At 30.9% G+C, this 13,934-nt stretch carries 9 protein-coding genes; 5 read left to right on the top strand and 4 right to left on the bottom strand.

Going from position 1 to position 13,934, the window contains the following annotated elements; genetic code table 11:
* The first annotated feature begins 148 nt into the window (after positions 1 to 148).
* Together EYR00_RS07980 and EYR00_RS07985 are read left to right on the top strand one after the other, a co-directional pair.
* Positions 149 to 2,512, top strand: coding sequence for a cation-translocating P-type ATPase (locus EYR00_RS07980; protein WP_003537714.1), 2,364 nt, complete (start codon positions 149 to 151; stop codon positions 2,510 to 2,512).
* A 75-nt stretch (positions 2,513 to 2,587) separates the two neighbouring features.
* Positions 2,588 to 3,901, top strand: coding sequence for an amidohydrolase (locus EYR00_RS07985; RefSeq protein ID WP_003537713.1), 1,314 nt, complete (start codon positions 2,588 to 2,590; stop codon positions 3,899 to 3,901).
* Positions 3,902 to 3,963: 62 nt separating this feature from the next.
* Here the strand turns inward: EYR00_RS07985 and EYR00_RS07990 are convergent, their stop codons facing one another.
* A complete protein-coding gene (locus tag EYR00_RS07990) occupies positions 3,964 to 4,482 on the bottom strand; it encodes a hypothetical protein (protein WP_008791709.1) in 519 nt (172 codons plus the stop codon).
* A gap of 81 nt (positions 4,483 to 4,563) precedes the next feature.
* On the opposite strand from EYR00_RS07990, the gene EYR00_RS07995 reads away from it, so the two are divergent.
* The gene (locus EYR00_RS07995) at positions 4,564 to 5,037 is read left to right on the top strand and encodes a GAF domain-containing protein (protein ID WP_003537711.1); all 474 of its coding nucleotides are present in this window, start codon (positions 4,564 to 4,566) and stop codon (positions 5,035 to 5,037) included.
* A 10-nt stretch (positions 5,038 to 5,047) separates the two neighbouring features.
* Here EYR00_RS07995 and EYR00_RS08000 read toward each other — a convergent pair whose 3' ends face one another.
* Positions 5,048 to 5,419, bottom strand: a complete 372-nt coding sequence (locus EYR00_RS08000; protein WP_003537710.1) for a hypothetical protein — start codon at positions 5,417 to 5,419, stop codon at positions 5,048 to 5,050.
* 86 nt (positions 5,420 to 5,505) lie between these two features.
* Positions 5,506 to 6,729, bottom strand: a complete 1,224-nt coding sequence (locus EYR00_RS08005) for an Mbeg1-like protein (RefSeq protein WP_003537709.1) — start codon at positions 6,727 to 6,729, stop codon at positions 5,506 to 5,508.
* A gap of 120 nt (positions 6,730 to 6,849) precedes the next feature.
* Between EYR00_RS08005 and EYR00_RS08010 the strand changes: the two genes are divergently transcribed.
* Positions 6,850 to 8,277 (top strand): polysaccharide deacetylase family protein, encoded by a 1,428-nt coding sequence (locus EYR00_RS08010; RefSeq protein ID WP_008791706.1) that lies wholly within the window; start codon positions 6,850 to 6,852, stop codon positions 8,275 to 8,277.
* Between the two features lie 241 nt (positions 8,278 to 8,518).
* Positions 8,519 to 10,849 carry an HAD-IC family P-type ATPase gene (locus EYR00_RS08015; RefSeq protein ID WP_009301061.1) on the top strand — a complete coding sequence of 777 codons (2,331 nt, stop codon included), beginning with the start codon at positions 8,519 to 8,521 and terminating at the stop codon, positions 10,847 to 10,849.
* Between the two features lie 106 nt (positions 10,850 to 10,955).
* On the opposite strand, the gene EYR00_RS08020 is transcribed toward EYR00_RS08015, so the two are convergent.
* The gene (locus EYR00_RS08020) at positions 10,956 to 13,928 is read right to left on the bottom strand and encodes an EAL domain-containing protein (protein WP_040434315.1); all 2,973 of its coding nucleotides are present in this window, start codon (positions 13,926 to 13,928) and stop codon (positions 10,956 to 10,958) included.
* Between the last annotated feature and the right edge of the window lie 6 nt (positions 13,929 to 13,934).

A 13,934-nucleotide genomic window follows, 5' to 3' on the forward strand; every position in this document is an offset into this window, starting at 1 on the left:
TTTGTGACAAATTGTATACAATAACAAGTTGTCCAATTAACTTTAGAATCATTTAATATATTCTTAAGTAAAATTAATGAGATGATTAATTTTAACTTATTGTTTAATCATTATAATTAAGTTAAAATATTCTAAAGAGGAGAATTATATGAAAATAAATAATCAAGATTATCATGGTTTATCAACCGCTGAAGTTAATCAGCGTATAAGTAATGGTAAAATCAACACGGTCGATAATAAAATCACTAAATCTTATAAACAGATTTTTTTAAATAATACAATTACTTTTTTTAATATTTTAAATGCTGCTTTACTCGGCTTAGTACTTTTTGTTGGTTCATATAAAAATACACTATTTATTTTAGTAATTATTATTAATACGATCGCTGGAATATATCAAGAGATTAAAGCGAAAAGAACGTTAGATCGCCTATCTATTCTTACTACCTCACACGTTGAAGTTATTCGTGATGATGAATTAAAAGAAATTGATATTGATCAGATCGTTCTGGATGATTATATTGTCTTAACTACAGGAGCCCAGATTCCAACTGATAGTATTTTAATTGATGGGCATATGGAGACTAATGAATCACTGCTCACTGGTGAATCAGATCCTGTTTTAAAACAAAATGGCGATACTTTGTATTCCGGTAGCTTTATTACCTCTGGTAAAGGAATTTGTAAAGTTATTCACGTTGGGGATGATAACTATATGAATCAGATTACACAGGAAGCAAAACGTTTAAAGAAACATAATTCTGAATTAAATCGTTGTTTAAATAAAATTTTAAAATATGTAAGCATCGTTATTTTACCGATTGGCGGTCTATTATTTTTAAAGCAATTTTTTTATGGAAATCAAACATTTAACAGCTCAATCGTTAGTACCGTTGCTGCTATACTAGGAATGATTCCAGAAGGTTTAGTGCTGCTTACAAGTGTTGCTTTGACCTTAAGTGTTTTACGATTAGCAAAACAGAATACTTTAGTTCAGGAATTATTTTGCATTGAAACTTTGGCACGTGTTGATGTCTTATGCTTAGATAAAACCGGGACTATTACTGAAGGAACAATGAAAGTTGAATTTGATGTTAAAATGAGCAATGTTGATATTAGTGAAATCGTTGGAAACTTAATGCATTCTCTAACAGATGTTAATGTCACTGCTCAAGCATTAAAAGAGCATTATCAAACAAAAACTAATTTTAATCCATATTTTGTTATCCCTTTTAGTTCTGATCGAAAATATAGTGGTACCTCCTATTTTAATCGTGGTACATATTATATTGGAGCTTATCAGTTTTTATTTCCAAAGGGAAATGAAGAATTGGAAGAAAAATGTGTTGACTATGCTAGTGAAGGCTATCGTATTTTAGTTTTGGCACATACTGATGAAGTAATGAGTAATGAAGCTTTGCCTGTCGATTTAGAGCCTTTAGGTATTATTGTGTTAAGTGATGTAATTAGGAAAGACGCTAAAGAAACATTAGCTTATTTTAACGAGCAAGGTGTTGATTTAAAGGTTATTTCTGGTGATGATCCGATTACAGTTTCATCTATCGCGAAACGAGCTGGATTGAATAATGCCCACCATTATGTTGATGCAACTACCCTTTCAACTTCTGAAGAAATAGCAGAAGCTTTAAATAAATATTCGGTCTTTGGGAGAGTCACTCCGCAACAAAAAAAGGCTATGGTCGTTGCCTTAAAACAACAGGGTCACACTGTTGCAATGACTGGAGATGGAATCAATGATGTTCTAGCTTTTAAAGAGGCAGATTGCTCTATTGCAATGGCATCAGGAAGTGATGCAGCTAAAAATGCAGCAAATCTAGTTTTGCTTGATAACAATTTTGATGCAATGCCTCATATCGTTGATGAAGGACGGCGTGTTATTAATAATATTACGATGTCAGCATCTATGTTTTTGATTAAAACTATATTTTCTGCTCTCATAGCTATTTCAACTATCTTTTTTGGTCAAGCCTACCCTTTTGAGCCAATACAATTATCACTTATCAGCGCATGTGGTGTAGGAATACCAACTTTCTTCTTGACATATGAAGCTAACTTTGCACGAGTTGAAGGAAATTTTTTAGAAACCGTTTTAGAAAAGTCTTTCCCTTCTGCTTTTACAATTGCCATAGGAGCTACTTTAATTACAAATATTGGTCTTGCTTTGAATTATGATCCTAACATGCTTTCAACTGTCTGTGTTTTATTTACAGGATGGAATTATACAATAGCTCTTTTAAAGATATATAGACCACTAACTAAATATCGCAAGTTTATTATTTATTCAACTCAATTTTGTTACTATATTTCAATGATGATCGGGCAGTCAATTTTAGAATTAACAGGCGTTTCATTTAACTGGCTAATGATACTATTAGGATTAATTGCGTTTTCATCAATTATTGTTGACTTGTCTGCTGAACTATTTAAATATATAAAAATATTTAAAGAATTTCTTGAAAAACGTCGAAAAAAGAGATTGTCAAAAGGTTAAGGATTTTCCTTAGCCTTTATTGTTGCCAAAATAACATAAATATTGATAGAATAGAATAAAGGAAGAAGGTATATTATGTATAATAAAATAAAATTATTGGCACAACAATACCACCAAGAAACAATTCAAACTCGACGTGATTTTCATAAATATGCTGAGCGCGGCTGGTTAGAAATGCGAACTGCTTCACTAGTAGCCCGTAGACTTGATAGTTTAGGGTACCAAGTCTCAGTTGGCAAGGAAGTTATGCGTGAAGAGTTCCGGATGGGATTACCAAGTAAACGCCTATTAACTTTAAATTACAATCGTGCCCTCCTTCAAGGAGCCGACCCCTATTACATAGAAAAAGTAAAGAATGGTTTTACCGGGGTCGTTGGAGTAATGCACAACGGAATTGGACCTGTTGTAGCAATTCGTTTTGATATAGATGCTCTTAGCATTACTGAAGATGATTCAGCAGATCATAATCCTGGTAAAAATGGCTTTATTTCTTGTAATCCTGGTGCTATGCATGCTTGTGGTCATGACGGTCATACTGCCATGGGATTAACTGTGGCCAAAATACTAGCACAAATAAAGGAACAACTACATGGAACAATCAAATTAATTTTTCAGCCTGCTGAAGAAGGTGTACGTGGCGCTAAAAGTATTGCTTTAAGCGGAATTCTTGATGACGTTGATTATATTTTTGCGGGTCATATTTGGCAGCAGGTCGAAGGGGAAGATTATGATATTTATTTGGGAATGAACGAAACATTTGCAACAACAAAACTTGATGTAACCTATCATGGTGTTTCTTCTCATGCTGCAGGAATGCCACAATTCGGCAAAAACGCCTTATTATCTGCTGCTTCATGTATCCTAAATCTTCATTCAATTCCACGTAATAGTGATGGTTGTACCCGTATCAATGTTGGTACAATTAGAGCAGGAACAGGAAGAAATGTAGTCCCAGAAACAGCTAAATTAGAAATCGAAGTACGTGGCGCCACTACAGAATTGAATAATTATATGGAAGTTTATGCTCGGGATGTTATTAGAGGAGCAGCATTAATGCACGATACCATTGTAGAGATAAACGAGATGGGAAAAGCTTATTCGCTTGACTGTGATAAAAAAATGATGGATTTAATTCGCCATATTTGTATCGATCATTTAGGTGATATTAAAGTTGCCAAAGAGGATTTAAGCCCGCTAGACGGTAGTGATGATTTTTCCTATATGATTGCCACTGTCCAAGCACATGGCGGAATAGGCACTTATATGAAATTGACAACTGATCTAGTCGCTTCACCTCATAACTGTACATATGACTTTAATGAAGATGTTTTGTTAACAGGAACAACTGTCTATAGTAGCATTGCCTACTATTTATTAAATCAAGATTAATATTTGTGATAGAATCAAGATTCTATCACTTTTTAAATTAAAAAAGAGCACAATTTGTGCCCTTATTTAAAGAAATCCATAAATTTATCAACTGCAGTATCCACACCACTATCAAGATCGGTTTTAAATTGATCAAATCGAACTTTAGCATCAGCTATAATGTCATCAACTTCTCCATCTTTAGCATTATAAACTTTTGCAGCGTATTCTTTTGTGCTGATCCCTAAATCTCTAATTGAATTATCATCGTCAACTTCTCCCTTATCTGCAGCCATTTCTAAATAACTACCATGTTCGTAAAGCTTTTTCGCAACCTCTTTGTCTTTAACATCATCGATATTATCGCGAATATAATTTACTGCTTCATTTACATCATCACGATTAACTTTATAGTCACTACTAAATTTATTTTTAACTCTACTATCAATTCCCTCTAATCCATTATCCTCATCTGATTCATTAGTGGTAGTATTGTTATTACTATCTTTGTTAGTATCATCATTGTTTGAACATCCAACAATCGAAAAACTCATTGCAAATAATAACAATAAACAGCATATTGATTTTAAAATACGTTTCATATCTATTCTCCTTTAACTTATCTATCTATATTTTTCACCAAAATTATTTTTTTAAACAAAATATCATAAAAATCATGTATAATGAATTTGGTGATTTTTATGAAAGAACAACAATTAGATGCATTACTAGAAAATATTAATTATGAAATAAGTTTATTATCCAATGCAAGTGCCTTTATCAAACAAGTCTTTTCTGATATATCTTGGGTTGGTTTTTACCTTTGCCAAGATAATCAGCTGATCTTAGGTCCATTCCAAGGAAAAACAGCTTGTACACTCATCCCCTTTAACAAAGGTGTATGCGGTGCCTGTGCAACAAATCTTAAAACTTACTGTGTTCCTGATGTTCATCAGTTTCCTAGTCATATTGCTTGTGATAGCGCAACAAACAGTGAACTTGTTATCCCGTTGATTATAGATAATAGCTTGTATGGCGTTCTAGATTTAGATTCTCGTTGTTTTGCACGGTTTCAACCTGATGACCAGGAAGAGCTAGAAAAATTAGCACTCATAATTATTAAACATTTAAAACGAATAAAGGAAGAAACAAAATAGTTTCTTCCTTTTAACTTTTTTTATCAAATTTTTGTTTACATTTAGGACAAGTAATTGTAATTTGTCCCCGACCACGTGGCACTCTAACAGTTTGCTTGCAGTTAGGACATAGAAAATATTTATGCATTTTATCATTTTTATTACTTTTAATAATATTAATTCTTTTTTTGACAGGCTGGATTAAAGATAAAAATTTATCATTTTCAGCTCGCCTTTTATAAATATTACGAGAATAGGTCCTAAAAATATTAATAATTAAAATTATCCAAATAATTGTTGCAAGATATGGATTGCGAATTACAAAAAGATTTAAAATTAATAAAATTAATGCAAATATTAATAAAAAATTGTTTAGTTGATCCGATCCATAACGACCTGACATAAAGCGATACAGCGCATTTTGAAACTTATTCGTGTTAACCCTCTTTTCAAATTATACATTAAGTATAATTTGAAATTATTAAATCTTTATGAATTATTTTCATTAGTATCTTTTTTCTTATGTTCTTTACGACTACAATCGTATGTCTCTACAATTAACGTTTTAAAAAATTGAATTAATGCATTTCTTGTATCGCTGTTCATATTTTTGATTTCTTTAATAGCCGTAATTAGATGTGATAATGATTTTTCTGAAAAATCATTAATTTTTTCAATTTTAGCTGCTTCTAAAATTGAAAATACTGCAGTAACTGCATCCTTTCGTGTTTTACTGTCGACTTTACTTAGCCATGATTTAAAAGCTGCATCCATAGTTTGGCTGTCCTTACTCATTTCAGTAGCACAAACAAATTGTGTTCCTTCTACTGACCAGCTAAAGCCACTATGTTGCATTAAACCTTTAGCGCTACTTTTAACTACTATTTTTTCTTCAAGATTCTCAAGCATTATCCCGAATACGGAACTTTCTGGAATGAATTTTTTTATCCTAGTAGAAATATTGCGGTAATTATCTGTATTTAGCATTTTTTGATTAAAACCAGGGCCGTCATTATTATAAATCTCAATAATTCGTTTAGATATTTTAGAATTCACACAACTAGATGCATAAACTGCTAAATTTCCTCCTTTTGAATGACCACCAACACGAATTTTAACACCAGATATCTTTTGGGTGATATATATCCTAAAAATTTGATACCACTTCATTTTATAATCACAATGGCATAAAAGATAAAAAAGTGATTTAGAAAAATCGATTTCAGCAATTTTAGCCAAATACTCAACTGCTCTTTGCTGAGAAGCAACTGGAAATTGATAAGTCATTTGAAAATCCTCACGCCAGCCTAAAATTGTATCATCAGTGCCACGAAAAGCAACATAAATACTACTATCTTCTAATTGAAAAGTAATTGCTGCAAATTGTTTTATACTTTGATAGTCCAGTTCATTAATATAATTAGATAGCAGAATATTTTGATAACGCGGACATTTAGCTAATTCTTGTAATAATGTAATTGATTCCTTAGTGAAAGATATCTCATCTAGTAATTCTTCAATATTATTTACTTGACTAAAATTATTAGCAACATCTTTTAAACAATAACTTTGTTCATTGGGAAATGTGGGAACTATTTTATCAAAATCAACATAAACTAATTCACTTAAAATCAAGCCATCAATATCATTAAATGGATCTATTCTCATTGACAGATCACCTCGCCATTTTAAATAATCATATATATTGGACATTTTTGTTCCCCCTTTCCTTTTTTGGCATTATACCATATTAAAAAAAAATTATACAACTTCATGACATTTATTGACAATAAGTTTTTGAGACCTATAATGTTTATGGAAAGGTCGAGAAAAATGAAGTTATTCAATAAATTTTCAAAAAAACAAAAAATTACCTTTATTTCAGTATTATTTATTTTAATTATTAGTACAGTTTATTTAATCTGGCAAAAAAATAACCAATTGTTAACTTTTGTCAAAGACCCAATACTAGAAATCAACCATGAGTTTGATTATCAAAAAATAATTAAAAATATTAAAAATGTCCAAACATCCGATATTAAGGTCGACACATCTAAATTAAAAAATGATAAAATTGGCAGCTATCCTGTTACCTATATTTATCAGGGCAAAAAGTTCACAGTAAATATTAACGTAGTTGATAAAACTAAGCCTAAATTTGAAATTAATAATATTGAAATAGATGCAGGAATGGATGTTGATCCAACAATGTTAGTTGATAACATTGTTGATGAAACAAAAACAACTATTTCTTTTAAAGATGCATATAATTTTTCAAAAAAAGGAAAAGTCAAAGTGACAGTAATTGTTAGCGATGAAAGTAATAATAAATCAACAAAGCACGCTACTGTTACAGTTTTATCTAAAGATACAACAAAACCAACTATTTCTGGTCTTAATGATCTAACTGTCACTTTAAATGGTAAGGTTGATTATTTAGCTGGCGTTAAAGGAAATGATAATCGTGATCCACATCCACAATTGACTATTGATAACAAAAAAGTAAGATTGGATAAATTAGGTGATTATATTGTAACCTATACTTGCAAAGATAGGTCTGGCAATAAAATAGTTGCTAAAAGGAAAGTTTCAGTTGTTGAAAAGAAAGAAATTGGAGTTTATGCTCAAACTGAAGAAAAAGTTATTTATTTGACATTTGATGATGGTCCTTCAAAAAATACCAAACGTATTTTAGATATTCTTGACAAATATCATGCAAAAGCAACTTTCTTTGTGACTGGTACAAACCAAAACTATAATTACTTGATCAAAGAAGCATATCAACGAGGTCATACAATCGGTTTACATACTTACAGCCATGATTATAAAACCGTTTATACTTCAGTAACCGCATATTTTAATGATTTAGAAAGAGTTGGAAACATGGTTAAAAATGAAATTGGCTTTATTCCAAAGTATATTCGTTTCCCTGGTGGAGCTTCAAATACAATTTCACGTAAATATTGTCCTGGAATCATGAGTATTCTAGCAAACGAAGTAATTGACCGTGGTTATCAATTTTATGATTGGAATTATGGTACAGGTGATGCCGGTGGAAACAATATTCCAGTTAATCAAATCATTGCTACTGCTACAGCTGGAAATGCCAATAATCAAGTGATTCTTGCTCATGATACAGATGCCAAAAATACCACGGTAGATGCCCTTCCGGCAATAATCGAGCATTATCAGGCACTAGGTTATTCTTTTAAAAGTATAGATGACAATTCTTATGTTCCTCATCATCATATTAATAATTAAAAGTAGTTTTCGAAATTGGCTCTAGAATTTGATTTTTCAAAAGATGGAACCTATTTCAATAAAACTATTTTTATTTTTAAGATTTATTAAGAGATTCTTAGGATTTATTATGATAGAATTTTTAAAATAGCGTGTTATGATTATAATTGTTATGTATTGGTTAATTCTTGCTAATTCATTGCAAAGCAATTGTAGTTATATTACAATTAGATAAATTTTGTTTTTTATGAGGATGTTATTTATGGGAAAAATTAAAGGTTTAAATAAACAAGAAGTTGCAAAGCGTATTAGTGAAGGGAAAGTGAACCTTTCCCCTAAACCAGTAGTTAAAAGTAATTTTCAAATTATTATGGGGCATGTTTTTAACCTCTTTAATGCCTATAATTTTATTATTGCTGCTGCTCTAATTGCTGTTCAAGCATATTCAAGTTTATTTTTTGTTGTTATTGTCATTTCAAATACTGTTATTAGAGCGCGACAAGAAATAAAATCTAAAAATATGGTTGCTAAATTAAACTTGATCGTTTCGCCAAAAACTAAAGTTATTCGTGAGGGAAAAACGATTTCAATCGATAACGAAGAAATCGTTCTAGATGATGTAGTTTATTTTGAAACCGGTAATCAAATCAGTGCTGATTCAATTATTATTGAAAATAATGTTGAAGTTGATGAATCACTTTTAACTGGTGAAGCTGATCCAATTTCTAAAGGGCCTGGTGACCATTTATTATCTGGTAGTTTTATTTTGAGCGGTGCTTGCTATGGTAAGGTTGAACATGTTGGAAAAGATAACTATGCAAATAAAATTACTGATCAGGCAAGAACTCGTAAGCCTGTTAGTTCTGTCTTATTAAACACTTTTAATAAAGTTACTCGTTATACTAGTTATTTAGTTTTACCATTAAGTATTTTAATGCTCTATCAGGCTTATATCATTCGTGATCAAGGAATTACAAGCACAATCGTCAACACTGCTACAGCTCTGCTAGGGATGCTTCCTAAAGGACTAGTTCTATTAACAAGTGTATCTTTAGCTGCTAGTGTTGTTAAATTAGGGAAAATGAACACTTTAGTTCAAGAAATGTTTAGTATTGAAACCTTATCACGAATTGATGTTCTATGTTTAGATAAAACCGGTACCTTGACTGAAGGAAAAATGGAAATCGAACAAGTCATTAAATTAAAAAATCCATTAAATCTTGATCTGGATGAGATTATGTGTTCCTTTGTTAAAGGATCTCTTGATAATAATATTACTTTTAAAACACTTAGTAACTATTTTACTGGCCCTGCAAAGTATGAAACATTAGACCGTATAGCTTTTTCTTCAGCCCGGAAATGGAGCGCCATTGAACTAGATTCAATAGGAACAATTATTGTTGGAGCACCAGAAATAATTCGTCCTGATTATCAATTATCACCAAGAATTATTGAGATGCAAAAAAGCGGCGCACGTGTTTTATTAATTGGCCATCACCCAACATTAAATATCTTACAGGAAACTTTAGGACAAACAACACCGATTGGGCTAATTGTTATTAAAGATCCTATTCGGAAAGATGCTCATGAAGCCCTTAAATTTTTCAGTGATAATGATGTTGCTGTAAAAGTTATATCTGGTGATAATCCAGCGACAGTTAGTGCAATCGCTAGTCAAGCAGGTGTTGCTAATGCAGAAAAATACATTGATGCTTCAACAATCGTTACTGATCAACAATTAGAAGATGCAATTTTAAACTATAATGTCATTGGTCGTGCTAGTCCTTTTCAAAAGCACCAGATGATCTTATGTTTACAAAAACATAATCAAAAGGTTGCGATGACGGGTGATGGAGTAAATGATGTTTTAGCATTAAAAGATGCTGATGTTTCAATTGCGATGGGTTCTGGTTCCGATATTGCCCGCCAAGTATCGCAATTTATTATTATTGATGGTAAATTACAAACATTAGTAGAAGTTGTTCGAGAAGGTCGCCTAGTTATTAATAATGTTACACGTTCTGCGTCAATGTATTACTTGAAAACAATTTACACGATTTTACTTTCAATATTATCTATTTTAATGAATATACCTTATCCTTTTATTCCTTTCCAAATGACTTTATTGGATATGTTTATTGAAGGTTTCCCTTCATTTATGATTTTATTTGAACGAAATATCGAAAAACCAAAAGAATCAATTGGTCATCATGCTATGCGTTTTTCCTTACCTAACGCATTAGCAATAGTTTTAAGCGTTGCTGGTATAAGATTACTCGCACCAACCTTACAATTGTCGTTAGCAGAAACTTTTTCAGTCCTATATTTTACAACTGCTTTTGTGTCTATTCACATGATTTATCGTATTTATAAACCATTAAACTGGTATCGAGGTGGAGTTTTAATAATTGATATTATTGGCTTTATCCTCTCTACACCGATTTTTTGGCCACTTTTAGAAATGCATGTATTAACACCTAAGTTAATTCAAATTATCCTAATTACGATTGTTATTAGCATTCCTGTTTTAATCATCCTGACAAGGAGTGTTAGTTATTATCTTAAGAACCTAAATAGTAAAAAAGCTTTATAGCATTAATAAGCCTGTTCAAGTTTTTCTTGGACAGGCTCCCATTTAAAACAAATCTATTTATCTAAACAAAAAGATATATTTAGATACATTACTGTACCTTCTATATCTATTTTTCATTTAAAAGTTGAATTAACTTAATCACATCTTCTTGAATCCGAGGTGGTAAATATTGCGGCTTGGCTAATAAAAAACCTTGAAGATAATCAACTTTAAGCTTAATCACCTGCTTTAATTCATCAATCGTTTCAATTCCTTCAGCAATTAATTTCATATCCCGTTCATGAGCATAATTAACAATGTTTTCAACAATTTTACACTTATCAGGATCACTATCAATATTACGAATTATATCCATATCGATTTTAATAAATTTAGGTGAAATCAGCAATAAGATTCGATCACTATTATATCCACTTCCATAATCATCTAATGCTAATTCTGCTTGCCATTTTTTCATTAATTCTGCTTTTTGCTGATGATAATTTTCGTCAATGTACTCAACTTCAGTAACTTCTAAAACAACATTTTTTAAATACTTTGAATACTCCTTTTCTAGCTCATCAATTTTTTTAGTACTTAAAATTTGATTTGAAATAGAATTAATAAATATTTTACAATCCTTATTAATTCGCTCATTTCGTAAATGGTTGGCAAAGGTTTCAAGTGATGAGGACCATGTTAATTCTTCAATTTCTGCTAAACGTCCCTCCTCTTTAGCTATTTTTAAAATATCAAGGGGATTTTTTAATGATGGCATAAATGATCTCATTAATGATTCATATGCATAAATAGTTCCATCTTTGCTACTTATAATTGGTTGAAAATAAAACTGAATTGCTCGATCTTCAATAATAGTGTTTAATTCTTCTTTACTTTCGCTTAAAAAAGAATCCGCAATATAATCATTGAGATTAAACTCTGTTAAATTACCTTTACTTGTACGTTTGATCTTATACATTGCATAATCAGCATAATGTTGGAGTTTTTCAAAAGATTCACTATCCCGTGGATACCAGGCAATACCGCCTGATGCATTGACATGAAAATTACTATTATCAGCCAAAGGAATAAAAGCCTTGCTAATTGCTTCCTTTAATTTATTAATTAACTGCTTAATTACATTTTCATCATCATAACCATAAAAGAAAACAAAAAATTCATCACCAGAAATCCGTGAAATAATAGTATTTTCTGGGGTGCTGTTTACAAATGTTTCAGCAGCTTTAGAAATGTAATTATCACCAATTTCATGCCCATAATTATCATTAATGTACTTCAGATTATCTAAATCTAACATCAATAGTGCTGCTATTTTTATTTTGTTTATTTCATTTTCAAATAAACTATTCATGATCCTAATAAATGCTCTCCGATTCAAAAGTCCAGTTAGAGCATCATGATCACGTTCATATTCAATCACATTCTTTTCAACAATTGTATTAGTTACATTCTCAATTACCCCAGTATATGCATTATCATTTACCAATAGCCGTAGATTCACAAAAACATAATTATCATCATCAGGAATTTTGAAGAGATATTCTTTTTTGCTATAATCATGTGAAACAATATATTGTTTATAGCCTTCAAATGTTTCTTTAAATTTTGTCATTGTTAATTCTGAAGTATTAACATCATATTTTAGTAAAACCTCAAAAAAGTTTTCTGATATAAACAATTCTTCAGTGTTTATATTATATTCGAACCCTGCTAGCTTAATACTTGCCATTTGTAATAAATTAGTGAATTTCAAGGCAGTATCACGAACATTTTGATTTAGTTGTTCCATCATATTTGCAAGATGATCAATTTCAGCAATATTTGTACGTCTGAAAGAAATCTTATTTTTAATATTAGCTTTTACGACTTCATCTGATAATTTTTTTATTGGTTTTGAAATGATATAACTAAAAATGAAACTTCCACCAATTCCAACTGTCAAGGTTAAAAAGATTGCGAACATCAAAATCGAAGTGATTTTATTTGTAAATGCAAATAAATCTGAAGTATCAACTATTCCTACTAAAGCCCAGCGTTGATTACTGTATGGTGTATTAGAATTATAAATATTCAAATATTTTAATGAACTATATAAAGTGTTAGAACCTTGATTGATATAATAATCATTCTCAGATTGCATTAATTCAGTTGTAGGACTTTTCGTCGTATAAATATTTCCATTAGTTAAAATATTACTTAAAATCAATGAATCATCTTGATTGATTGCCAACAAATAGCTTCCATTACCTTCATCAAGTAACTCTGTACTGGGCAATAATTTGTTCAAATAATCTAATGTAATATCAATTCCAACGACACCATAAACAGCTCCTTGATCGTTGATTAGCGGTAATGAGTAGGTGAAAGCCTCATTTTCAGAATCTCTCAGGCGAAAACTCCCACCCCAATAGCCTATATCAGTACTCGAAAATTCTTGTGAATTACTAATTGCCCGCTGGTATGGAGTATAGAAAAAATCATAATATTTTATGTTTGCTTTTTTAAATTCAAAACGTGGCCGCCATGATGAATCAGTAGCAATATTTAAAGATTTAACCACTTCAGTTGGAGCTCGTTCAATTAATAAATCCCCATTTTCTGCTGAAGCTTTTGATAATGGATCAAGATCTCTTAAATATATTCCAGGTTTATCTTCAAGTCCCTTATCCAAGTCATGATTATTAAAAATGATATATGCCCCTGTAACATGCTGAGAGCGCATTGTTGAAATCAATTGATCTACAACTGCCAAAATAAGTGGTGTTGCTGTTTCAGAGCTGTCATCAAGATGCTCATAATCAACCTTTCCTTCACTAACAAGCTGCTTAGCTGTCGTATTTATGTGGTCTGTCAATTGAGATAAATTGGACCAATTGTTTAACATTTCATTTTGAAGATAACTGCTTCGATTAATAACTCGCTGATCAACAATATCTTTAGCGTTCTGGTTTAATTTAGCAAACATTCCACCAGTTGAAAGGCTACCAACAAGGATTGTTGTCTCGATTAACACTAAAATACACATTACTACAAGTAAATATGAAAAAATTGATTTGTTTTTCATGATTTTACGAAACATCACAAT

The sequence above is a fragment of the Thomasclavelia ramosa DSM 1402 genome, assembly GCF_014131695.1.
In the GTDB taxonomy this organism is placed as follows: Bacteria; Bacillota_I; Bacilli_A; order Erysipelotrichales; family Coprobacillaceae; genus Thomasclavelia; species Thomasclavelia ramosa.